The organism is Haemophilus sp. HMSC068C11 (assembly GCF_001815355.1).
Lineage (GTDB): Bacteria > Pseudomonadota > Gammaproteobacteria > Enterobacterales > Pasteurellaceae > Haemophilus_D.
In genome coordinates this window covers 25,597-50,774 of record NZ_KV820354.1, presented here as the reverse complement: position 1 = coordinate 50,774, position 25,178 = coordinate 25,597, and the positions used below count along the sequence as shown (strand labels likewise).

Here is a 25,178-nt window from a genome sequence, read left to right as displayed (position 1 = left end):
GCCTGTCCCTGTCTCTTAAATGACAAAAAGTCATACAACGATAAATGTATCACTTATTGTGGTTATTTGGGGAATTTTTTTAACTGGTTTTACAAGATATTGTGATAGGGATCATAAAAGAATCGAGATAAACGCGTGGTGTGTTTAACTTTTAGCCTAACGCAATGATTATTCATCAGAAACTGACTAATCAAAAATAGATGAAAAACGGACCGCACTTATATACGAAGGAAATAAAAAGCCCGATATGATTATCGGGCTTATATTTAATTGGTTCCACCAACGGTGATTTCATCTATTTTCAAGGCTGGCTGACCAACGCCGACCGGCACACTTTGCCCATCTTTGCCACAAACACCGATACCCAGATCTAAGTCTGTTTCATCTGCGACCATCGAAACTTTTTGCATCACATCGATACCGCTGCCAATTAACGTAGCCCCTTTAACCGGTTTGGTAATTTTGCCTTTTTCAATAAGATAAGCTTCAGATGTCGAGAACACAAATTTACCTGAGGTAATATCCACTTGCCCACCACCAAAGTGCGGTGCATAAATACCGCGATCCACAGAGGCTACTAAATCTTCAAATTTGCTTTGACCTGCCAACATATAGGTATTCGTCATTCGTGGCATTGGCAAATGTGCATAAGATTCACGACGACCATTTCCTGTTGGTTTCACACCCATTAATCGAGCGTTGAGTTTATCTTGCATATAGCCTTGCAAAATCCCGTCTTTGATTAAAACGTTGCACTGACTTGGCACGCCTTCATCATCAATGGTTAAAGATCCACGACGGTTTTGCAATGTACCATCATCCACAATTGTACATAATGGCGACGTCACTAACTCACCAATTTTTCCTGTAAATAAAGAGCTTTCTTTGCGGTTGAAATCCCCTTCTAAACCGTGTCCCACTGCTTCATGAAGCAATACGCCAGGCCAGCCAGCCCCTAATACCACAGGCATTAATCCTGCTGGCGCAGCGACTGCACTTAAATTCACAAGGGCTTGACGAACCGCTTCTTTTGCAAAATTAACGGCACGAATGTCCCCATTTACCACTTCAAAGAACCAATCTAAGCCAAAGCGTCCACCAGAACCGCAGCTACCACGCTCACGTTTACCATCTTCTTCCACGAGAACAGAAATGGATAAACGCACAAGCGGACGAATATCTGCGGCAAGTGTGCCATCTGTTGCGACTACTAACACTTCTTCATAAATCGAACTTAATGCTGCAGAAACATGTGTAACACGAGGATCTTCAGATCGCGCTGTACGATCCACTAAGTGTAATAACTCGATCTTTTTCTCTTTACTTAAACTTTCTAACGGGTTAATCGCCGCATAACGCTGAACCGCATTCACCGCATTAAATGCCTGAGGCGAAATTAAATTGCCTTCTTTAATTTGTGCAATACCTTTTACGGCCTCTGCACATTGTTGTAATGACGCTAAGTTAATTTGATCGGAATACGCAAAGCCTGTTTTCTCTCCAGAAACTGCGCGTACACCAACACCGCGATCAATATGAAAGCCACCTTCTTTAATAATACTGTCTTCTAATACCCAGCTTTCATCTTGACTTAATTGAAAATAAAGATCCGCATAATCAATATGACGATGCGACATCACATCAAAAATATTAAGCAATGATTGATGCGATAAATTGCTTGGTGCAAGTAAGGTATCTGAAACCTGTTTTAACATTTGTTCTCCGAAATTTATAAAAATTAATTCTGCCAAATCTCCCCTAGCCCCTCTTTGCTAAAGAGAGAGATAGTTTTTTGACTAATCTAAATTATCCAATCCAAATTGGTATAAGGCATTTTTCTTATAACCATAAAGTTCAGCCACAATCGCCGCAGCCTTTTTTAAAGGGAGTTCTTTGGCAATCAAAGTGAGCGCTTTAATTGCTTGTGGTGAAAATTCTTCGCTATCTTCTGATTTTGGTTTACCTTCTACAATTAACACCATCTCACCTTTCGTGCGATTAGGATCTTCACTTAACCATTGACTAAGATCACTTAATTTATCTCCTGCAATCGTTTCCCATGTTTTCGTAATTTCACGGGCAAGCACAACATAACGATCACCCCCTAATACATCTTGCATATCAGCAAGGGTATCTAAAATACGGTGGGTTGATTCATAGAAGATTAAAGTGCGGTCTTCTTCCGCAACGTTTTCTAACTTATCCTTACGCGCCTTGGTTTTCGCAGGTAAAAAACCTTCAAAGCAAAAACGGTCAGATGCGATGCCCGATGCACATAATGCCGTAATTGCCGCACAAGCACCGGGTAGTGGCACCACTTTAATGCCTGCCTCACGACATTGACGCACCAAATGAAAACCTGGATCGCTAATTAAAGGGGTTCCCGCATCTGAAATTAATGCAATATTGGTGCCTTGTTTTAACTTTTCAACCAAAACATGCGCTTTTTCTTGTTCATTGTGATCATGCAAGGCGAAAAAAGGCTTTTTGATACCATAATGACTAAGCAATAAACCACTGTGGCGCGTATCTTCCGCGGCAATTAAATCTACATGCGAAAAGGTCTCTAAAGCACGTTGTGTAATATCTTGTAAATTCCCGATTGGCGTAGCGACAATATATAAAATTCCGGTTAAATCATTCATTTTTGTTTGCTTTTACATTGTGAGATAAGTAAGATCGCCCATTATTGATTTATTCATTATGGAGCGAATATGTCTATTCTATTACAAGGCGGTCGTTTTAAAAAACGTTTAATGCCGATTTTATTGTCTGTTGCGTTAGCAGGTTGTTCTAACTTATTTGGCAGCAGCTTTACCCAAACATTACAGCGTGATGCCAATGCGAGTTCTGAATTTTATATGAACAAATTAGGGCAAACACAGGATAAAGAAGATCAACAAACATACAAACTCTTAGCGGCTCGTGTATTAATTTCCGAAAATAAAGTACCCCAAGCGGAAGAGTTATTAACGGAGTTAGTTGACTTAAACGAAGCGCAACAATTAGATCGTACGTTAATTGAAGCTCGTATCGCCGCTGCAAAAGGTAATAATAATGATGTGGCTGAAGGTAAATTACGTGCACTCGATCTGACTAAATTAAGTCCATCACAAAAATCTCGTTATTACGAAACCTTTGCTCAAACAGCAGAAAATCGTAAAGACGTGATTGAAGCGGTGAAAGCTCGCATCAAAATGGATGAAAATTTAACAGACATGCAACGTCGTAAAGATAATGTTGATAAAACTTGGTCGTTACTTCGTTCTGCGAATACCGCTGTCATCAATAATGCCTCAGATGAAGGTAGCGTGGCATTAGGCGGTTGGCTCACCTTAATTAAAGCTTATAATGACAACATTCGTCAGCCAGTACAATTAAGCCAAGCGTTACAAAGCTGGAAATCAGCTTATCCAAATCACGTTGCAGCAACCTTTTTCCCTAAAGAGCTAGAAAGCTTGTTGAATTTCCAACAAACGAATTTAGCTCAAATTGGTTTAGTCTTACCTTTAAGCGGCGATGGCCAAATTTTAGGTACAACTATCCAATCCGGTTTCAATGATGCAAAAGGTGACTCAACCATCCCTGTACAAGTATTTGACTCATCAACTACACCGATTAACGACATTATTGCACAAGCAAAAGCATCAGGTATTAAAGCGTTAGTGGGGCCATTGCTTAAACAAAATGTCGATGCCATCATTGCGAATCCAAGCGCAGTACAAGGCATGGATGTACTCACATTAAATGCAACAGCAAATACACAAGCGATTAACCAAGTCTGTTATTACGGTTTATCTCCAGAAGATGAAGCTGAGTCCGCTGCTAACAAAATGTGGAAAGATGGTATTCGCAATCCAATCGTTGCAATGCCGCAAAATGATTTAGGACAACGTGTGGGTAATGCTTTCAATGTACGTTGGCAACGTTTAGCGGGTACAGATGCGAATATTCGCTACTATAACTTACCAGCTGATATTACCTACTTCTTCCAAGGTGCTCCACAAGATACTGCTGGACTTTATGTTGTGTCATCGCCAGATGAATTAGCGGAAATTAAAGGTTACTTAGATACAAGCAATCCGAATGTTCGCATTTATGCAAGTTCTCGTTCTAACGCAGCAAGCAATACCCCTGAATACTATGCAAAAATGAATGGCGTTCAATTTAGTGATATTCCATTCTTTAAACAAAGCGATTCTTCGCAATATCAAAAAGTGGCTGGCTCAACCGGTGGTGAATTCCAATTAATGCGTTTATATGCAATGGGTTCTGATGCATGGTTGCTCATCAATCACTTTAATGAATTACGCCAAGTACCAGGTTACACCTTGAGTGGTTTAACCGGTCAGCTTAGCGCTGATTCAAACTGTGATGTGGACCGTGATATGACATGGTATCAAGTACAAGATGGTAATGTGGTAGCGGTTGCGAACTAATACATGTTTTCATTAAAACGTCAACAAGGGGCGGGCTTTGAACATCAAGCCCGCCTTTTCTTAGAAGCCAAAGGCCTCAAATTCATCGCGGCGAATCAATATTTCAAATGCGGTGAATTGGATCTTATTATGCAAGATGGTCAAACGATCGTTTTTGTTGAGGTACGTCAACGATCTAGCTCAGCATTTGGATCCGCTGTTGAAAGTGTAGATTGGCAAAAGCAACAAAAATGGCTGAATGCCGCAAATTTATGGCTTGCTAAACGTAATCTAAGTCTTGAAGATGCGGATTGCCGTTTTGATCTTATAGCCTTTGGTAAAACGACCAGCGATATTCAATGGTTTCCTAATTTCCTCGATTAATCGTTTCTAATTATGTTACAAAAAGTCAAAGATATTTATAGCGAAAGTATTCAGATTCAAATTTCTGCTTCTAGCCTACTATCAGAAAATATTGCTACTGCCACACAAATGGTCATGCAATGTTTGTTAAGTGGTCATAAAGTGATTGCCTGTGGCGTCGCTCGCTCTTACGCGAATGCGCAATTCTTAGTGTCAAATTTGCTTAATCGTTACGATTTTGAGCGTCCTAGCCTGCCATCCGTACACCTTAGCCTTGAAAGTGCGGTTGGTTCTTCACTGGTTTTTGATCAACCTATCGAGCAGCTTTATCAACATCAATTCAACGCTATCGCGAAGCCCGGTGACTTATTGATCGCTTTTGCTCCGCTTGGTACAGAAAAAGCGGTGTTAAATACAATTGCTAATGCCGTCAACAAAGAAATTCAGGTGATTGCTTTAACGGGGTCAAATAACGATGCGATTCAAGGTGTGTTAGCTGAAGCAGATTTAGAAATCTCTATTCCCGCAACGAAAGAAGCGCGTATTTTGGAAAATCATTTATTCGTCATAAATGCACTGTGTGAGCTTGTTGATAGCACACTTTTCCCAAGAGCTTGACATTAAAGGCTTTTCCAACCAAACTATTTCTAAAATTAATTGACTAATTAGTTAACTCACTCATTTATAAAAAGGAGATTAATGATGAAATTAACCCCATTTAAAAAACTCGCCTTCGTACTTGGTGCATCGATTATGTTACAAGGCTGTGTAGCTGCTGTGCTTGGTGGTGCGGCTGCAGGTGCTAAAGTTGCAACAGATCCTCGTACAATGGGGACGCAAGTCGATGATGAAACTTTAGAAGTAAAAGTTGAAAATGCATTAGATAAGGATGCACAAATTAAATCGGAAGGTCGTGTACATGCCGTTTCTTATAGTGGCCGTGTATTATTAATTGGTCAAGTGCCGAGTGAAGGCGTAAAAGAAACTGCAACCAGTCTTGCTAAAGGCGTAGATGGTGTGAATGATGTCTATAACGAATTACGTGTGGGCAATAAAATTAACTTTGGTCAAATTACTAAAGACAGTTGGATTACCACACAAATTAAATCAAAACTCTTCGTTGGCGATAATGTAAAAGCAACAGATGTGAAAGTGATCACCGAAAATGGCGAAGTATTCTTACTCGGCAACCTTACCCGCTCACAAGCAGACTCAGCGGCAGAAATTGCAAGTAAAGTTACCGGTGTTCAAAAAGTCGTCAAAGTATTTAAATACTTGAATTAATTAAACTTTTAAACATTTAAGTGCGGTCAAAAATTATCTCGTTTTTGACCGCACTTTTTCTTTACAAAGATTTACAAAAAAGATCCTGCCTAAAAAAACATCACTTTAAAGATAAGTCATTTATTTTAAATGACTTATCTTTTGTCAATAATCTAAGTAAAAAATTTACCGCTTGAATTCAATTTTAAAACACTCTATCTTGTGCACTATTATTTTCCCTAACACTATATCTTGTGTTTTATTCAATTCGTTTCTCTAGTAGGTTTATCTTCCATGAACAAAGGATTAATGGTTACAAAGCGCGATGGTACGCTTGAACAAATCAATTTAGACAAAATTCACCGTGTGATTACTTGGGCGGCTGAAGGCTTGGAAAACGTCTCTGTTTCTCAAGTTGAATTGCGTTCTCATATTCAATTTTATGAAGGCATTCGTACGTCTGATATTCACGAAACAATTATTAAAGCGGCAGCAGACTTAATCAGCAAAGATACTCCAGATTATCAATATCTTGCTGCACGTCTTGCGGTTTTCCATTTACGTAAAAAAGCGTTTGGCCATTTTGATCCGCCTCGTTTATACGATCATGTGAAAAAATTAGTGCGCATGGGTAAATATGATCCTGCACTTTTAGCCGACTATACTCGTGAAGAATGGGATGAAATGGATGGGTTTATTGATCACTGGCGTGATATGACCTTTTCTTATGCCGCAGTAAAACAATTGGAAGGGAAATACTTAGTTCAAAACCGTGTAACCGGTGAGATCTATGAATCTGCGCAATTCCTTTATTTACTAGTTGCAGCGAGCTTATTCTCCAAATATCCGCAAGAAACCCGTTTGGATTACATTCGTCGTTTCTACGATGCGACCTCAACCTTTAAGATTTCTTTACCTACGCCTATCATGGCAGGGGTTCGTACGCCTATGCGTCAATTCAGCTCTTGTGTATTGATTGAATGTGGTGATAGCTTAGACTCTATCAACGCTACCTCTGCAGCAATCGTGAAATACGTTTCACAACGTGCAGGTATCGGGGTAAATGCAGGTGCCATCCGTGCATTAGGTAGCCCAATTCGTGGTGGCGAAGCCTTCCACACTGGCTGTATTCCATTCTATAAACACTTCCAAAGTGCCGTCAAATCTTGTTCACAAGGTGGCGTACGTGGTGGTGCGGCGACAGTTTACTACCCGATTTGGCATTTAGAAGTTGAAAGCTTATTAGTATTGAAAAATAACCGTGGTGTGGAAGATAACCGTGTTCGTCACATGGACTACGGCGTACAGTTAAACAAATTAATGTATCAACGCTTAATTAAAGGCGCAGACATTACTTTATTTAGCCCTTCAGACGTACCTGGACTTTATGAAGCCTTCTTTGCTGATCAAGATAAATTTGAAGAACTTTACGTGAAATACGAACAGGATCCAAACATCCGTAAACGTTCTGTAAAAGCCGTTGAGTTATTCTCTTTATTAATGCAAGAACGTGCATCAACCGGTCGTATTTATATCCAAAACGTGGATCACTGTAATACTCACTCACCGTTTGATCCGCTTGTTGCACCAGTGCGCCAATCTAACTTATGTTTAGAAATTGCATTACCAACTAAACCATTACAACATTTCCATGATGAAAATGGTGAAATTGCCCTTTGTACACTTTCTGCATTCAACTTGGGTAAATTAGATGATTTAGATGAGTTAGAAAATCTTGCCGATCTCGCAGTACGTGCATTAGATGCATTACTTGATTACCAAGACTACCCTGTTCCTGCGGCGAAACGTTCTTCATTAGGTCGTCGTTCACTTGGTATCGGTGTGATTAACTATGCGTATTACTTAGCGAAAAATGGTGTACGTTATTCTGATGGTTCAGCGAACGATTTAACTCACCGTACGTTTGAAGCGATTCAATACTATCTATTGAAAGCCTCCATGAACTTAGCGAAAGAATTAGGTGCGTGTGAGTACTTCAATGAAACCAATTACGCGAAAGGTATTTTACCAATCGATACCTATAAGAAAGATATTGATAGCTTAACGCAAGAACCATTGCATTATGATTGGGAAACGTTACGTCAAGAAATCAAAGAGTTTGGTTTACGTAACTCGACCTTAACCGCATTAATGCCGTCAGAAACCTCTTCACAGATTTCTAACGCAACAAATGGTATCGAGCCGCCACGTGGTCATGTAAGTATTAAAGCTTCAAAAGATGGTATCTTAAGACAAGTTGTACCGGATTATGAAAACTTAAGTGATAACTACGAGTTACTTTGGGATATTCCAAGTAACGATGGTTACTTACACTTAGTGGGCATCATGCAAAAATTCGTAGACCAAGCGATCTCTGCAAATACCAACTACGATCCAAAACGTTTTGAAGACGGTAAAGTACCAATGAAAGTATTGTTAAAAGATCTTTTAACCGCTTACAAATACGGTTTAAAAACCCTTTACTATCAAAACACCCGTGATGGTGCGGAAGACAGCCAAGAAGATTTAGATGATGGCTGTGCAGGTGGGGCTTGTAAGATTTAATCATTTAGGTGGGCTTGTTTACAAGTCCGCCTTTTGATATTTTAGGCAATCAATCATTAAGTGGGTAAAAGCCCGCTATAAGTAAGGATATAACATGGCATATACTACTTTCTCACAAACTAAAAACGACCAGTTAAAAGAGCCGATGTTCTTTGGTCAAAACGTTAACGTTGCGCGTTACGATCAACAAAAATATGAGACTTTTGAAAAGCTCATTGAAAAACAACTTTCTTTCTTCTGGCGTCCGGAAGAAGTGGATGTGTCGCAAGACCGTATCGACTATGCCGCGTTACCTGAACATGAAAAACATATTTTCATCAGTAACTTAAAATATCAAACCTTATTAGATTCTATTCAAGGCCGTAGCCCGAACGTTGCATTATTACCGTTAGTGTCTATTCCTGAATTAGAAACCTGGATCGAGACTTGGACATTCTCTGAAACCATCCACTCTCGTTCTTACACACACATTATTCGTAACATTGTGAACGATCCATCTATCGTGTTTGATGACATCGTGACCAACGAAGAAATCATCAAACGTGCACGTGATATTTCTTCTTATTACGATGATTTAATCCGCGACAGCCAACTTTACAGCCTATACGGCGAAGGCACTTACACCGTGGATGGCAAAGAATGTGTTGTCACCTTGCGTAATTTGAAAAAACAACTTTACCTTTGCTTAATGAGCGTGAATGCGCTTGAAGCCATTCGTTTCTATGTGTCTTTCGCGTGCTCCTTTGCCTTTGCAGAGCGTCAATTAATGGAAGGTAATGCGAAAATTATTAAATTTATCGCTCGCGATGAAGCGTTGCACTTAACCGGTACGCAGCACATTTTAAACATCATGGCAGCAGGTCAAGACGATCCGGAAATGGCTGAAATTGCAGAAGAATGTAAACAAGAAGCCTATGATTTATTCTTAGCGGCAGCGGAACAAGAAAAAGAATGGGCAGATTACTTGTTCAAAGACGGTTCAATGATTGGTTTGAACAAAGATATTTTGGTGCAATACGTGGAATACATCACCAATATCCGTATGCAAGCTGTAGGTCTTCCATTGCCATTTGGTGCACGTTCTAACCCAATTCCATGGATTAACGCATGGCTTGTTTCTGACAACGTACAAGTCGCGCCACAAGAAGTTGAAGTAAGTTCTTACCTTGTCGGTCAAATTGACTCTAAAGTCGATACCAATGATTTCGGTGATTTCGATCTTTAATTAATCATTCTATGTAAAGAGCGGTCAGTATTTTCAGCGTTTAAAACCTCTGAAAAATTGACCGCTCTTTTTGTTTGTATGAATATCAAGACATGATGATAAACGCTTTGATTAAAAAAATAGCACAATTTTGCTTTCCTGCATTTATCACCAACACTTTCCCTATAAAACAGATAACTTCATTAAAAAAGGCTTAACAAAAAACAACGCTATGGGTAGAATAGAAGAAACCTGTTTATTTTCAATAAATCACATTCTAATTACAAACTAGCGAGGTAAAGGATATGTCAGAACAAGAAGTTAAAGAATTAGATCTCAATGGCGAAATGCTCGTTCGCCGTGAAAAATTAGCCGCATTACGTGCAAAAGGTAATGCGTTCCCGAATCAATTCCGTCGTGACGCCCTTGCTCAAGATTTACATGATAAGTACGAAGCCGAAGATGGTGAAGTATTAAAAGAAAAAGCCATTGAAGTTGCCGTTGCTGGTCGTATTATGACTCGTCGTGCAATGGGTAAAGCTACCTTTATTACCTTGCAAGATATGAGCGGCAAAATCCAATTATATGTTGCTCGTGATAACCTTCCTGAAGGCGTTTATGCTGAAGATGTAGGTAACTGGGATTTAGGTGATATCATTGGGGTGAAAGGGACACTTTTCAAAACCAAAACCAATGAATTAACCATTAAAACAACTGAAGTACAACTTTTAACCAAAGCGCTTCGTCCATTACCAAACAAATTCCATGGTTTAACAGACATGGAAGCGCGTTACCGCCAACGTTACTTAGATTTAATTTCTAATGAAGAATCTCGCCGCACATTTATTATTCGTTCAAAAGTGATTGCAGGTATTCGCGAATTCTTTATTTCTAAAGGTTTCATGGAAGTTGAAACCCCAATGCTACAAGTGATCCCAGGCGGTGCATCTGCTCGTCCATTTATCACTCACCACAATGCATTAGACGTTGATATGTATCTTCGTATTGCACCAGAGCTTTACTTAAAACGTTTAGTGGTTGGTGGTTTTGAACGTGTATTCGAATTAAACCGTAACTTCCGTAATGAAGGAGTTTCTGTTCGTCATAACCCAGAATTCACCATGCTTGAATACTACCAAGCTTATGCGGATTATCATGATTTAATGGATAACACCGAAGAATTACTACGCAAACTCGCGATGGATATTCTTGGTACAACCATTGTGAAATACGGTGATTTAGAATTTGACTTTGGCAAACCATTTGAGCGTATTACATTACATGATGCAACCATTAAATATGGTGCAGATAAAGGTATCGTAAAAGAAGATCTTTATGATTTCGATCGTGCAAAAGCAACCGCTGAACGCTTAGGTATTGAAGTACAAAAATCTTGGGGCTTAGGCTCTATCGTAAATGCGATCTTTGAAGAAGTAGCTGAACATCACTTAATTCAACCAACCTTCTTAATGGCGCATCCAGCTGAGATTTCTCCGCTTGCACGTCGTAATGATGAAAATCCAGAAGTGACTGATCGTTTTGAATTATTCATCGGTGGACGTGAAATTGGTAACGGCTTCTCAGAATTAAACGATGCCGAAGACCAAAATGAACGTTTTGATGCACAAGTTGCCGCAAAAGAAGCGGGTGACGATGAAGCGATGTTTAAAGATGATGACTTCGTTGTTGCACTTGAACACGGTTTACCACCAACAGCTGGTGAAGGTTTAGGTATCGACCGCTTAGCAATGCTTTATGCTAACGCGCCATCTATCCGTGATGTGATCCTATTCCCTGCAATGCGTCAAAAATAATTAAATTGAAATAACATAAAAGGAAGTCTATTGACTTCCTTTTTTATTGTTTAAAAGTGCGGTCATTTTTTACCGCACTTTCATGAAAAAAAGAGATAACCATCTTAACGATTATCTCTTTTACATTCCAATTTGAAATTATTTACCCCAAACTTCTTCTACTATACTACGGATAAATTCGAGTTTCTTCCATTGTTGTTCTTCAGTCAGAATGTTGCCTTCTTCTGTTGAAGCAAAACCACATTGTGGGCTTAAGCAAAGTTGATTGATATCCACATATTGCGCTGCTTCTTTAATTCGGGCAATAATTTCATCACGGTTTTCTAACTCGCCAGATTTAGAGGTTACCAAGCCTAATACCACTTGTTGATTTTTAATAAAGCGTAAAGGTTTGAAATCGCCTGCACGATCACTGTCATACTCCAAGAAGAAACCATCTACATTACAGTGGCCAAATAAGGTTTCTGCGATAGGTTCATAACCACCTGCCGAGAACCAAGTTGAACGGAAGTTACCACGGCAAATATGCATTGTAATCGCTAAATCAGCCGGTTTCGCTGCCACGATTTTGTTTAACATATACACATAATCTTTGGCGATTTGATCTAAATCTAAACCACGCTCAGTATAGGTTTTACGCTTATCTTCCGCACAAAATTCACCCCAGCTTGTATCATCCAACTGTAAGTTACGACAGCCTAATTTATAAAAGATATTCATCGCATCAATATAAGCATCAGCAATATCATCTAATAACAACTGATTGTTATCTTTATAACGTTCAATTGGCTGATAATCTGTGGCACGTACTGTACAAATTAAATGTAGCATTGATGGAGAAGGAATTGTTAATTTAACTTCAGTCTCCCCTGCTATCTTTTGCAATGAGCGGTAATGTTCAACGAAAGGATGGCTCTCTGAAAAACCGATCTTATCCACAATTTTTAATGTTTTCGGGCGTACATTATCGTGTTTAAATTGCACTGAGAATTTTTCAGCATCTACTTCTTTCACGCCATCTAATGCGGCTAAGAAATCTAAATGCCAAAAAGTACGACGAAATTCACCGTCTGTCACTGCATGCAATCCGACATTTTTTTGATGCTCTACCAATTTTGCAATTTCTGTATCTTCAACTTGCGTTAAATCAGCACAAGAAATATCACCACAACTACATTGATAACGAGCCTGTTTTAAAGCCTCTGGGCGTAAAAAACTGCCTACAATATCAAAACGATATGGCGCAGAAGTACGAATAGTGGCATTTGGAAAAAGTTTACTCATTTTGCTTTCCTATATTTAATTAATTTTAAGATAGATTGAGTGTAACAAAATTAACGTCTTCATTAAATATTTAGACGTCTAGATGGATGTGAATTTTATTGTAATTTTATATGAATGGAATTGATATAAAATTTAAAAAGAAAAGTGCGGTTAATATTCCTGATAATTTTGGGTATTCGGATTTTATGGTGGAAAAGGGCTTATAAATCACCCTTCTCCAAATTCTTAATAAGTGTGGAAAAATCGACACCTAAGTTGTCTGTAATGTCGTGATCATTCACTTCATACCAATTGAAAGTATCGTATAACATAGCTTTATTGAAAGCACTTGAATTAAATCGTGGCTTACGCTTTTTATGGAGCTTCTCATTGAAAAGGATTTTGGCTCGTAAGGCATCAAACGAGTAACCTCTACCCATTCGCTCTACCTGCCTAATAATGCTGTTAATTGACTCCGTATAAGCATTAGTGAGCCTTTTATCAAAGTAGTTGAATATTTCAACATGCCAGTTGTCTACGGCTCTCACGAGGTCTTTATATGCGTCTTTAGAGTTGCTGGACATACAACGGTGTCTCCATTGACTATAACGAAGATGACCTTCATCTGGATCAGGAGTATCCCATATCCAGTAAAACTCTTCTTTGAGTTCATAGGCTTCTTTTAAAGCAGGAAGATTACCTAACCAAGTATCTAAGAGGAATGATTCACGTTCATTTAGATCGTGTTTACGCTTTAGAAGGATAAACCTTTCACGCATAAGGGTACGTCTTTCTTTTTGGCTCATATGGGCTTTCAAAGACTTTCTGACGTTATCTAAGGCTTGATTAGCCATTCTAACTACATGAAACTTATCTACGACAACTTTAGCGTGTGGAAGGATAGTGTTCACTGCGTCTTTGTAGGGCTTCCACATATCCATTGTGACGTACTCAATGTAAGTCCTGTCACTGATTTCTGAAAGACGTTGGATGACTGTTTCCTTGTTACGGTTAGGCTTGATGTCATAAATAGTCCTGCGTTCAATATTAGTCAATACAAGCCGAGGTCTACGGATAATATGTATCTCGTCTATCCCAAGCCACTTAGGAGTTTCAAACTGGTATTCACGTTCTTTGAGTGCCACATAGTCCTTAAAAACGTTCCTAATGGTTTTCTCGTCAACACCAACGCTTTCTGCGACTTCTACAAAGGTCTTAGACATGGATTGCTCTTGAATGGACTTTAAAAGCCTTTTGGTCATACTACGCTTTTCATCTACAGATATTAGGCGTTCCCAGAAGGTAGATCCGCATTCACGACACTTGTATCGTCTACGGTTCAATTGTAAGCCCACTCGCTTTAAACGAATGGGCAAATCCATAATTAGTTGATTTCTTGAACTGTGTTTGTACAACTTGTCAAAACCACATTCAGGACAACGTTCAGGTGGTCCGACTGCTTCAACTTTAAACATCATATCGGTTTCATTTTATTGTGGCGGTTCTATTGTTTTAATGTCTGGTAGGGATAATAAGTCTGACATATTATTCATCCTTTATTACTCTGCGGTGTTAAGGTATCAATTATAGATTTGATGTCGAAATCATCAGTGTTAAATTATTTTTGTGACCACAAATGCACTTAGAAAATCCCTTAAAGCATTAGCTGGTTCACTTGAATAGGGAGTTGTAAAAAAGTTCCCTTAGCCTGCACAGCAAGATAATTTCGAAACATCTTTATCAAAAGTTAGGACAGCCAGCTTCAATCCTTCTGCCATTGTTAGATATGGAGCCATCGTTTCTCTCAGATCTCCAACAGTTAAACCGAATTTCACAGCTAATGTTGCTGCATAAATTACGTCTCCTGCGTTTTCTGCCACTACATACGCCCCTAACACTTTCAATGTTTTCGCGTCTGCCACTAATTTGAAAACACCTGTTGTTTCCCGATTAACGAGCGCTCTTGGAACAGCATCCAACGGCAATACCGATGTTTTCACTTCATATCCTTTTTCTTTTGCCTGTTGCTCCGTTAAACCAACCGTTGCAATTGATGGAGAAGTAAACGTAACGCCTGGAACCACTTCTAAATTGACCTTTTGATTTAGTCCTCCGATTGCATTACGAGCAGCAAGTCCACCTTCATAAGCAGCTACATAAACAAATTGGGGACCGAGAGTGACATCTCCAGCTGAATAAATTCGGGAATTGGTCGTTTTAAGATAATCATCAATGACAATTTCACCACGGGAACCAACTTCAACGCCTGCTGCATGTAAGTTTAATGATTCTGTATTTGGTTTTCTTCCAGTGGCAATTAGCAATTGTTCTGCTTCAATAATTCGCTTTTTACCATTTATCTCAACATGAACTTTTTTAATGTCTCCATCTTGCTCAACTCGTTCATAGGTTGCACCTGTTACTAAATTAATTCCCTGTTCTGTTAAGGCCTTAGTAATGGCTTCTGAAATTTCAGGATCGTATTCTTTTAATAGACGCTCGCTTCTTTGAATCAAAGTGACTTCTGACCCGAGGTTATGAAATAGTTGTCCTAATTCCATGCCGATATATCCTGAACCAATTACGGTAAGACGATTTGGAACCTTCTTTAATTCCAATAAGCTAGTGCTTGTTAAATAATCTACTTCATCTAATCCGGGAATATTAGGTGCAGTTGAAGAAGCACCTGTAGCTATTAAAAATCTTTTGGCTGTGATTTGATTGCCATTTACTTCAACTGTATTTTCATTTACGAATTTTGCTTCACCTTTTATTAATTCAAAACCATAATCATCAATTAAATTCACATATTTTTCATTTCGCATCTCGGTTACTAAATCATTCTTTTGTTTTACTAATGGCGCTAAATCAACATTTGAAGCCGAAGTGTGTAATCCCACAAATGGATTATTTTTTGCTAGATGATTGATTTCCCCTGCTCTTAATAAGGTCTTAGAAGGAACGCATCCGACATTAACGCAAGTTCCACCCACCGTTCCACGCTCAATCATAGCCACTTTTGCGTTCAAAGTAACGGCTTCAATGGCAGATGAAAAGGCAGCTCCACCAGAACCGATGATGATGTAATCATAATCATAGTTACCTTCATCATTTAAACTTACATCTGTCCTTTTTTCCGATTGCACTTGTATTTCTTCTGCTTCGCCCGGGTGATAATTTGCGTCAGCAATCGCCTTTATTGCACTTTCAACCTCAATATCATCGGGCAGTTCAAATACTGCTTCACCACGACGATAACTAGACTCAATATTTTTAGCACCTATCTTTTCAAGTGCTGATTCTACGTGTTTTTCACAACCCGTACAGGTCATTCCTGAAATGTTTACCTTAAATTTATTCATAAAAAAGCTCCTTTCGTTAATTAATCTCTCATGTTAATGTTTCTATTATTGGACACGAATGTAATTGCTTTTCAGCTGGACATCGTTGTTTTAAGTCGTCTAACATAGTTTCAATTCGTTTTAAATCCTCTATTTGTTTTTGCACTTCCTTTTGTTTTTTAGAAACAAATTCGAACATATCTTGACAACGAACTTCATCTTTATCTACAACACCAAGTAATTTATAAATCTCGCTTAAAGAGAAACCAAGTTCCTGTATTCGTTTAATAAACCCAACACGCTTAACGTCATCATATGAATATATCCGATAACCAGCTTCCGTTCGGTGAGGTTCTTGTAATAAATTTTTTCGCTCGTAATATCTGATCGTTTCTTTATTAACTCCACATTTATCTGCAAACTCACTAATGCGATAAATCATCTTATTTCACCCCCTGAATATTATAAACCATGTACTATAGTACACGGTCAAGTAAATTGGACTATTTTATTTTTTTCCCAAAGTATCACTCGTATGTGATTGATACTTTTATATAATACTATTGATTATCCTAACATCCCACCAGAAAATCCGATTTAAACACCAGTTGTTTTTAAACTATTAAGAAAGTAATTCCACTATATATTCCGAAGACCCATAATTTTTAACCACACTTTAATTATTGGGCTATTGTAATGCTTTCAGTGCCTTATGATATTCTTTCGATTGTTCCAATAAAATCTTGGCCGCTTCACGCAATTTGTCCACATCTGATTGGGGTAAATAGAAAGATGTTCCGATATTAAGCACATCATTTTTTAACTGCCCATCAGGCAAATCTTTCAAACTTAAATTCACAAAATAAGCTTTAATTTTTGCACCTTTTTTATGTTTAGTGTAAGCATTCCATTGATCAGCAAATTTTTGTGAATATTTCACGGTAGATTCCGTTGTTTTATCAATCGGTACATTTATCACCGTGTTCACCACTTCTTTGATTCCTGGCACATCAGCAGACTTATCAATATGGCTCGATAGCTCACTTTGCGCATTGACGTTTACCACGACAATATTGCGTAAATTGTAATTTTTCAGCTCTGCATACAATTTTTTGACAGTGAGTAAATTCGACATATCCAACAAGCTTGCCAAGCCCAAATTATCCGTTAAACCACCGTCAACCAAATGTAAATAAGGTTTTTCCTCATTATTTTGATAAGAAGCCGTACGTTTTTTCATGGTTTCAAAATTGTTTAGCCACAAACGATTCCCTACTTTCATCTGTGTCAATAATTCTTTTTTACTCTCGGCTTGGCAAGCACCACCATGATTATTTTGTGTAATGGGTGAAAAAATTAATGGAACAGCACTGGATGCTGCCACAGCTCTTGCAATTTCGACATCATTTAAATCTACACAAAGCCAATCAAAGAAATCTTGAGTGAAAGAGACCTCCTGTCCAGCGACCATGTCGGTGGCATTAATTACAGCAAAAGGTCCTTTACGTTGTTCAAGATCTGCAAATTTTTTTCCACGATATAAAGCAAGATTGAGCTGTTCCTGCAACAAATCGCTACGACCAAACTGTGGAGAAGTAAGCCGAGGCACATTACTCACCGAAAATACTTCATTGATGACTTTTTTCTGGAAATTCTTTTTCAAAAAAGAATTATTAAATTTAGGGATAATGTCCTGTCCTTCTAAAGCAAAATAGGCTGCTAATACTGAGCCGCCAGACACCCCATACACAATATCAATATTTTGCAATAAGGTGCTACCTTTCTCTGTTGGACGCACTGAGACATTTTGGAACTGCTCTAACACGCCATAACCTAAAGATGCCGCGCGAGAACCACCACCTGAAAAAGTCATAATCACCAGATTTTCTTTTTGTAATGCCTGCTGCATCGCATTTTCTAAACGATATCCCTTTTGTGGATCTATTTTCTCAATCGTTTTAGTGGGATGATAAGTAATTGAATTGCACGCAGCAAGCAAAGCAATACTGCAAGCAAGTAAACTTGATTTGAAAGGAAAATGAGTAAATTTCATAACAGTATTCCTTTACTGTGACGTTATTTATCTATTATATCTTTTTTAAAGGATATATACGTTTTGTCAAGGCTTTGTATCAAAAATAAAATGTGACAAAGATCTCATTCTTTACATTTTGATCTCAATCAAAAGTGCTAAATAACATATAATAAAAGGGTCTATTATTTATTTAACAATTATAAAAAAGGAATAAACATGAAAACATTGAGTGAATTTATTGTTGAACGCCAAGCGGAGTACCCAAATGCAAAAGGGGAACTTAGTGGTATTTTGTCTTCTATTCGTTTACTAGCAAAAATCATTCATCGTGATATCAACAAAGCGGGTTTAACCAATATTCTTGGTCAGTCTGGTGTCGAAAACGTGCAAGGTGAAAGCCAAATGAAATTGGATTTATTCGCCCATAACACAATGAGCGCAGCACTCATGTCACGTGAAGAAGTGGCGGGTTTTGCTTCTGAGGAAGAAGAAAGCTTTATCGCTTTTGATACTGAACGTGCTCGCAATGCAAAATATATTATTTTGACCGATCCTCTTGATGGTTCATCTAATATTGATGTAAACGTTTCAGTTGGGACAATATTCTCTATTTACCGTCGTGTTTCACCAATTGGCTCACCTGTTACTTTAGAAGATTTTATGCAACCGGGTAATAAACAAGTCGCGGCGGGTTATATCGTATATGGTTCTTCAACCATGTTAGTCTATACCACTGGTCATGGGGTGAATGGCTTCACTTACGATCCATCTATCGGTACATTCTGTCTTTCTCATGAAAATATGCAAATGCCAAAAGATGGCAAAATCTATTCCATCAATGAAGGACAATATCTCAAATTCCCACAAGGGGTAAAAAAATACATTAAATACTGCCAAGAGGAAGATAAAGCAACTAACCGACCTTATGCGTCACGTTATATTGGTTCATTAGTGGCAGACTTCCACCGTAACTTATTAAAAGGCGGTATCTACATTTATCCAAGTGCAACTAACTATCCAAATGGTAAGCTTCGTTTGCTTTATGAAGGCAATCCAATGGCATTCTTAGCAGAACAAGCGGGGGGGATTGCATCTGATGGTTACAATCGAATTTTAGATATTCAACCAAGTGAACTTCACCAACGTGTACCACTTTTCATCGGTTCCGCAGAAATGGTGAAAAAAGCAGAAGAAATGATGAGAGAATTTAAAGAAGATTAAATTCCTAAAGTGCGGTCAATTTTGATCGCACTTTTTTAGCAAACAAAAAGGCGAACCGTATCAGTTCGCCTTTTTCATTTTTTGTATCAATTAATCTCGTTTTCTCGCCAGTAGCCACCAAATAATCGCCATAAATAAGAGACTTGGCATCAGTGCACCTAAAAAGGCTGGTGCATTAAATACCACACTCATTTGTCCAAAAATTTCATTGACGACATAGAACAAGAATCCAAAGCAAATCCCCGTTACGATTCTCGCCCCTGCGGTGACACTACGTAGAGAACCGAAGATGAAAGATAACGCAAGCATCATCATCACACCTACAGAAAGGGGCTGTAAAATCTTACGCCAATAGGTTAATTCAAAACGGCGAGAATCCTGTCCTGTTTGTTTTAAAAACGCAATATATTCATACAAACCTGAAATGGATAATGATGTTGGACGTAATGAAACTGCGCCTAATTTATCTGGCGTTAAGCTTGTTGCCCAATCTTCTGTTAGGCGGTTTGTTGTGGTAATTTGCTCTTTTGATACTGCTGAATTATTCACTTGGCGCAACTGCCATTGATTATTTTCAGCAGAATATTGTGCTTGATTCGCGTGTTTCAAATGAGTGAGGTTACGCTGGTCATCAAAGGTATAAATATAAATATCTTCTAATTGTGCATCATCGGTAATACGACGAACATACACGAAATTATTACCATCTTTTGCCCATACACCATTTTTTACCGAAAGCATTGAACCACCAGAAAGTGCACGAGTACGCATATCACGGGCAAACTGTTCAGTTTGTGGAATCCCCCACTCACCAATAATCATGGTAAAAAGCACCAGTGGAAGTGCCGTTTTCATGACAGCTAATCCAATTTTAAAACGAGAAAAACCCGCAGATTGCATGACCACTAATTCACTACGGCTGGCTAAATTACCTAAAGCAATTAAGGCACCTAACAAAGCTGCCATTGGGAAAAAGGTTTCCACATCTTTGGGAATGGTTAATCCTGTATAAGCCACCGCTTGCCAAATATCATAAGAACCTTTCCCTACACTGCGGAATTGTTCTACAAATTTGATAATTGCCGAAAGACCAACTAACGTAAATAACGTGGCAAAAATTGCCCCTAAGATGCTTTTACCGATATAACGATCAAGAGTATTCATCAACATTGTTATTACCCTTTTCTGAATACACGACGGAATTTATGCATAGCAGTGCTATCCCAACTATTCAGCACAATTCCTAAAATTAAAAAGGCGATATTTACCAACGGCATTAACAAACCTGCATCAAGCTTACCTGCGCCACCCGCAGATTTAAATGAGCTTTGTAATAAGAAATAAATTAAATAAAGCAATAATGCCGGTAAGATTTTCGCAAAACGGCCTTGGCGAGGATTTACTTTACTCATTGGTACAGCAATAAGCGCCATTAAAGGCACCGCTAAAATTAAGGTAATTCGCCAATGCAACTCTGCTTTTGCTGCTGCACTTTTATCTTTTAATAATTGCTCAAAAGATAATTCAGCGGCTTCATCACTTTCCGAGTTTGTCTCTTGATGGCCTAAATACGCTTGGTAATCATCAAAATGTGTAATACGAAAATCAGGAAGCACGGATGTGCCTTCTACACGCAAGGTATTCTGTAAATTCAAGACTTGATCGCCATTCGGTAACGCTTTTAACTCACCTTTTTCAGCGGTAACCACTGATGGCTTCGTTTGCCCTTTGGCTTTCATTTGGAAAAGATAAACATCACTGATTTGATTACCATTGATCTTATCAATGAATAAAACGAAATTATTGTTACTTGTGGACATGAATTGCCCCGAAGTCAACGCGCCCATGGTGGGATTTGCTTTAGCATCTTCGACAATCGCCGCTTGCTTTTGAATGGCCCATGGTGAAAGCCATAAAGCGTTGTAAGCAGCCAAGCCAGCAGTGAACAAAGAAAGAATTAACGCCACACGAACAAGAATACGTTGTCCCACACCACAAGCACGCATTACCGTAATTTCACTTTCTGCGTAGAGACGACCAAAAGTTAGCAAAATGGCGATAAACAAACATAATGGCAACATTAATTGCGCCATTGTTGGCATCCCTAATCCGAGTAAAGAGAACACAAGATCGGCAGGCACTTTACCATTTGCCGCTGAACCAAGCACGCGAACAAGTTGTTGGCTGAAGAAAATTAAAAGCAAAATAAACAAAATCGCAATTTGGCTTTTAAAGACTTCTTTTGTTAAATATCGGGTTAATATCATTCTTTTTTCTAACTAAAAAACACGGGAAACTGGCTAATTTAGATGGCGTATGATACCTTATTTTCACTGATTTAAATAGCAAATTAGCAACATAAGGAAATAACATGAAATATCAAGCAAACTCAACCGCACTTTCTCAATCAACCGATTGCCTTATCATCGGCATTTATGAGAACAACGAATTTACAAAAAGTTTCAATGAAATCGATCAAATCACACAAGGTTACCTCAGCCAATTAGCTCAAAGCCAAGATCTTTCAGGCAAAATTGGTCAAGCGACTCTGCTTCATTCGTTACCAAATCTTGCCGCTAAACGCTTGTTAGTCGCGGGTTGTGGCAAAAAAGGCGAAACGACTGAGCGCCAATTTAAACAAATCATCCAGCGTGTTACCCAAACATTAAAAGAGTTAAATATTCAGCAAGCAGTGAATAATTTAACGGATGTGGAAATTAAAGATCGCGATCTATTTTGGAATGTGCGTTTTACCGTTGAAACCATCGAACATAGTCTTTATCAATTCGACGAATTTAAAAGTAAAAAAGCGGATGCTATCTCACTTCAAGAAATCATTTTTAATACCGATGACGCACAAGCTAAGCAAGCCATCGCAGAAGCACAAGCCATTGCAAATGGTGTAAAAGCTGCGCGTAATATCGCGAATATGCCGCCCAATATTTGTACCCCGGCTTATTTAGCTGAACAAGCTAAAAAATTAGCTGAAACATCAACCGTACTTTCCCTCGATGTGATTGATGAAGAAGACATGACAAAACTTGGCATGAATGCGTATTTAGCCGTATCTCGCGGTTCACAAAACCCAGCTTATATGTCTATTTTACATTTCAACAATGCGCCTGATAAAAACGCAAAACCAATCGTGTTAGTGGGTAAAGGTTTAACCTTTGATGCGGGCGGAATTTCTTTAAAACCTGCCGCAGATATGGATGAAATGAAATACGATATGTGCGGTGCAGCGTCTGTCTTTGGTACGATGAAAGCTATTGCTGAATTAAATCTGCCATTAAATGTCATCGGCGTATTAGCCGGTTGTGAAAACTTACCTGATGGCAATGCCTATCGTCCAGGTGATATTCTTACCACAATGAATGGTTTAACCGTAGAAGTATTAAATACTGACGCTGAAGGACGTTTAGTACTTTGTGATGCGCTCACCTATGTAGAACGTTTTGAACCGCAATATGTGATTGATGTCGCAACCCTAACAGGTGCTTGCGTGGTGGCGTTAGGCCAACATAACAGTGGCTTAGTTTCAACTGATGATGCCTTGGCTGAACAGTTATTACAAGCCGCACAACAAACTACTGATAAAGCTTGGCGTTTACCGTTGAGTGAAGAATATCAAGAGCAATTAAAATCTCTATTTGCTGATTTAGCCAATATTGGGGGGCGCTGGGGCGGCGCGATTACTGCAGGCGCATTCCTCTCCAACTTTACGAAAAAATATACTTGGGCGCATTTAGATATTGCGGGGACAGCTTGGCTTCAAGGCGCCAATAAAGGTGCAACGGGTCGTCCGGTGTCTTTATTAACGCAATTCTTAATTAACCAAACTAAATAATTAATACCTAGGGCTAACGTAACGTTAGCCCTAAAATTTCCCAAAAACCTGACCGCACTTTATTCTAATTCGAATTCCATCAGTAATGGATTATGATCTGATGAAGTGACCACTTCTGATGTTGCACTGACCACCTTTACGCCTCGCGTAAAAATATAATCCAGTGGATACCCTAAAAATCTAACCCGCTCATCTTGAGAGAGCACCACAGAATCTAAGCCGTATTTTTGTATCAAATTATTGACTAAATTCAGACGACGTTCATTCCACGCATTAAAATCACCAGACATGATGATAGGACCTTGATGATTTTCAACAAAGGAAAATAGCTGCTCTAACTGGGTTTGATAAGTGGAAATGCCCCATTCAAAATTAATTAAATGCACATTAATAAGTAGCAAACTATTGCCTTTTTCTAATGGAAAACTCATCACACTTGCCACTTTGGGAATTTGTATTAATGGTTCAGCTACGCCACCACCGCAATACCATTCTGGCTGTGTTTGGGTAAATGTTTTTACACCTGATAAGAGATCTTTAAAAGAAAAAGAGGACACAAAAAGTGCGGTCGAAAATGTACTTAAATTTTGATACTGCGTCGCCTCTTGTAATAACACAAAATCCGCTTGTTTAGAAAGTCGCGCTAAATCTTCTTGCCAACCTTTATCTTGCCCTTTATGTACATTCCAAGTTATCAAATTAAAACGAGAACTGGCTAATTTAGGCACTGAATAATCAGCCTTGTCACATTGCATATTTAACTTGTTTTTAAAAGGAATATAACTCACTTTTTGTGACGTTTTTAGTTGAATAAATGTATGGTCAAAAATCGTTAAATTCGTAAGAAAATATCCAACACCTAAAACCACTAACACTAAGCCAATAGCCAAAAATCGATAGATTCGCTTCATGATTATCCCCTCTCTATGCTCGAATAATAACACCTCATCAAAGCAATGCAACTTTCACTTTAATACGCATCAATACCTACCTACAACACGGTAACTTTAACTTTTAGCTTTGATTTAAATCATACTTTGCTAAAAAATCCGTTGCATTTTTCTTTCATTATCTTAGTATTTCACTCAACTTTTTAACTCTACCTAATCAATAAGGAGATTCATTATGTCTTTTGGAGATAAAAAATTAAGTGAAATCGCTGTCAGCGTACCCGGCTCAACATCTCTACTTCGCGAATACGATTTGGATTTCTGCTGTGGTGGTTCCGATACACTTGCAAATGCAGCGGCAGAAAAAGGATTAAATTTAGCAGAAATTGAAACACGTTTAACCGAGCTTCAAAATAGCAAAGCAGAAAACCCTGAAGAATATTGGGTTAATGCAACTTATCCTGAAATTATCGATCATATTTTAGTTCGCTACCATCAACGTCACCGTGAACAGCTTCAAGAATTAATCGTCTTAGCGGATCGTGTAGAAAGTGTTCATGGCGATCGTGAAGATTGTCCAATGGGTGTGGCAGCTGAATTACGCAATGTATATGAAGATTTGAGCAACCATATGATGAAAGAAGAGCACGTGCTTTTCCCAATGATCAAAGCTGGTAATTATATGATGGCGCAAATGCCAATTCGTATGATGGAAATGGAACATGCAGAACACGGCGAACATTTAGATGTATTGAAATCATTAACAAATAATATGACGCCTCCAGTAGATGCTTGTAATACATGGCGTGCACTTTATAGTGGCATCCAAGAATTTGCAGACGATTTAATGATGCATATCCACCGTGAAAATAATATTTTATTCCCACGTGTGATTGATGAAAATCACTAAGCAAAAATCATATAAAGAAAAAGGGCGAAATCATTCGCCCTTTA

The 25,178-nt window shown here is 38.5% G+C and carries 19 protein-coding genes and 1 pseudogene; 10 read left to right on the top strand and 10 right to left on the bottom strand.

The window, feature by feature from the left end:
- Positions 1–266: 266 nt before the first annotated feature.
- Positions 267–1,715 (bottom strand): metalloprotease TldD, encoded by a 1,449-nt coding sequence (gene tldD / locus HMPREF3020_RS01155; RefSeq protein WP_070775291.1) that lies wholly within the window; start codon positions 1,713–1,715, stop codon positions 267–269.
- A gap of 81 nt (positions 1,716–1,796) precedes the next feature.
- Positions 1,797–2,645: a 16S rRNA (cytidine(1402)-2'-O)-methyltransferase gene (rsmI, locus tag HMPREF3020_RS01150; RefSeq protein WP_070775290.1), complete on the bottom strand. Its 849-nt coding sequence runs from the start codon at positions 2,643–2,645 to the stop codon at positions 1,797–1,799.
- A gap of 69 nt (positions 2,646–2,714) precedes the next feature.
- On the opposite strand from rsmI, the gene HMPREF3020_RS01145 reads away from it, so the two are divergent.
- The 7 genes from HMPREF3020_RS01145 (at position 2,715) to lysS (ending at position 11,627) form a co-directional block, all read left to right on the top strand.
- Complete coding sequence (locus HMPREF3020_RS01145) at positions 2,715–4,439, top strand: penicillin-binding protein activator (protein ID WP_070775289.1); 1,725 nt, start codon at positions 2,715–2,717, stop codon at positions 4,437–4,439.
- Between the two features lie 3 nt (positions 4,440–4,442).
- A complete protein-coding gene (locus HMPREF3020_RS01140) occupies positions 4,443–4,802 on the top strand; it encodes a YraN family protein (protein ID WP_070775288.1) in 360 nt (119 codons plus the stop codon).
- Between the two features lie 12 nt (positions 4,803–4,814).
- Positions 4,815–5,399: a D-sedoheptulose-7-phosphate isomerase gene (locus HMPREF3020_RS01135; protein WP_070775287.1), complete on the top strand. Its 585-nt coding sequence runs from the start codon at positions 4,815–4,817 to the stop codon at positions 5,397–5,399.
- Between the two features lie 84 nt (positions 5,400–5,483).
- Positions 5,484–6,065: a division/outer membrane stress-associated lipid-binding lipoprotein gene (dolP, locus tag HMPREF3020_RS01130; RefSeq protein ID WP_070775286.1), complete on the top strand. Its 582-nt coding sequence runs from the start codon at positions 5,484–5,486 to the stop codon at positions 6,063–6,065.
- A 273-nt stretch (positions 6,066–6,338) separates the two neighbouring features.
- Positions 6,339–8,609, top strand: coding sequence for a class 1a ribonucleoside-diphosphate reductase subunit alpha (nrdA, locus tag HMPREF3020_RS01125; RefSeq protein ID WP_070775285.1), 2,271 nt, complete (start codon positions 6,339–6,341; stop codon positions 8,607–8,609).
- A 94-nt stretch (positions 8,610–8,703) separates the two neighbouring features.
- On the top strand, positions 8,704–9,834 hold the full coding sequence (gene nrdB / locus HMPREF3020_RS01120; RefSeq protein WP_014065539.1) for a class Ia ribonucleoside-diphosphate reductase subunit beta: 1,131 nt from the start codon (positions 8,704–8,706) through the stop codon (positions 9,832–9,834).
- A 284-nt stretch (positions 9,835–10,118) separates the two neighbouring features.
- The gene (gene lysS, locus HMPREF3020_RS01115) at positions 10,119–11,627 is read left to right on the top strand and encodes a lysine--tRNA ligase (RefSeq protein ID WP_070775284.1); all 1,509 of its coding nucleotides are present in this window, start codon (positions 10,119–10,121) and stop codon (positions 11,625–11,627) included.
- 138 nt (positions 11,628–11,765) lie between these two features.
- On the opposite strand, the gene HMPREF3020_RS01110 is transcribed toward lysS, so the two are convergent.
- From HMPREF3020_RS01110 to HMPREF3020_RS01090, 5 genes and pseudogenes are all read right to left on the bottom strand, one after another.
- Positions 11,766–12,911 (bottom strand): 5-methyltetrahydropteroyltriglutamate--homocysteine S-methyltransferase, encoded by a 1,146-nt coding sequence (locus HMPREF3020_RS01110; protein WP_070775283.1) that lies wholly within the window; start codon positions 12,909–12,911, stop codon positions 11,766–11,768.
- Between the two features lie 200 nt (positions 12,912–13,111).
- A pseudogene (locus HMPREF3020_RS01105) lies at positions 13,112–14,434 on the bottom strand (ISL3 family transposase).
- Positions 14,435–14,593: 159 nt separating this feature from the next.
- Positions 14,594–16,252, bottom strand: coding sequence for a mercury(II) reductase (gene merA, locus HMPREF3020_RS01100; protein ID WP_070775282.1), 1,659 nt, complete (start codon positions 16,250–16,252; stop codon positions 14,594–14,596).
- A gap of 28 nt (positions 16,253–16,280) precedes the next feature.
- Positions 16,281–16,673, bottom strand: coding sequence for an Hg(II)-responsive transcriptional regulator (gene merR / locus HMPREF3020_RS01095; RefSeq protein ID WP_007526597.1), 393 nt, complete (start codon positions 16,671–16,673; stop codon positions 16,281–16,283).
- Positions 16,674–16,919: 246 nt separating this feature from the next.
- A complete protein-coding gene (locus tag HMPREF3020_RS01090; RefSeq protein WP_049368856.1) occupies positions 16,920–18,284 on the bottom strand; it encodes a patatin-like phospholipase family protein in 1,365 nt (454 codons plus the stop codon).
- A gap of 198 nt (positions 18,285–18,482) precedes the next feature.
- Here HMPREF3020_RS01090 and fbp point away from each other — a divergent pair, with 198 nt between their 5' ends.
- Complete coding sequence (gene fbp, locus HMPREF3020_RS01085) at positions 18,483–19,487, top strand: class 1 fructose-bisphosphatase (protein WP_070775281.1); 1,005 nt, start codon at positions 18,483–18,485, stop codon at positions 19,485–19,487.
- Positions 19,488–19,577: 90 nt separating this feature from the next.
- On the opposite strand, the gene lptG is transcribed toward fbp, so the two are convergent.
- Positions 19,578–20,651: an LPS export ABC transporter permease LptG gene (lptG, locus tag HMPREF3020_RS01080; protein WP_373897079.1), complete on the bottom strand. Its 1,074-nt coding sequence runs from the start codon at positions 20,649–20,651 to the stop codon at positions 19,578–19,580.
- A gap of 11 nt (positions 20,652–20,662) precedes the next feature.
- Complete coding sequence (lptF, locus tag HMPREF3020_RS01075; protein ID WP_049368858.1) at positions 20,663–21,754, bottom strand: LPS export ABC transporter permease LptF; 1,092 nt, start codon at positions 21,752–21,754, stop codon at positions 20,663–20,665.
- A 104-nt stretch (positions 21,755–21,858) separates the two neighbouring features.
- Here lptF and HMPREF3020_RS01070 point away from each other — a divergent pair, with 104 nt between their 5' ends.
- Positions 21,859–23,334, top strand: coding sequence for a leucyl aminopeptidase (locus tag HMPREF3020_RS01070; RefSeq protein ID WP_049368859.1), 1,476 nt, complete (start codon positions 21,859–21,861; stop codon positions 23,332–23,334).
- A gap of 59 nt (positions 23,335–23,393) precedes the next feature.
- Here HMPREF3020_RS01070 and HMPREF3020_RS01065 read toward each other — a convergent pair whose 3' ends face one another.
- Positions 23,394–24,245, bottom strand: a complete 852-nt coding sequence (locus HMPREF3020_RS01065; protein ID WP_049368860.1) for an endonuclease/exonuclease/phosphatase family protein — start codon at positions 24,243–24,245, stop codon at positions 23,394–23,396.
- Positions 24,246–24,459: 214 nt separating this feature from the next.
- Between HMPREF3020_RS01065 and ytfE the strand changes: the two genes are divergently transcribed.
- Positions 24,460–25,134: an iron-sulfur cluster repair protein YtfE gene (gene ytfE / locus HMPREF3020_RS01060; RefSeq protein WP_049368861.1), complete on the top strand. Its 675-nt coding sequence runs from the start codon at positions 24,460–24,462 to the stop codon at positions 25,132–25,134.
- The last annotated feature ends 44 nt before the right edge of the window (positions 25,135–25,178 follow it).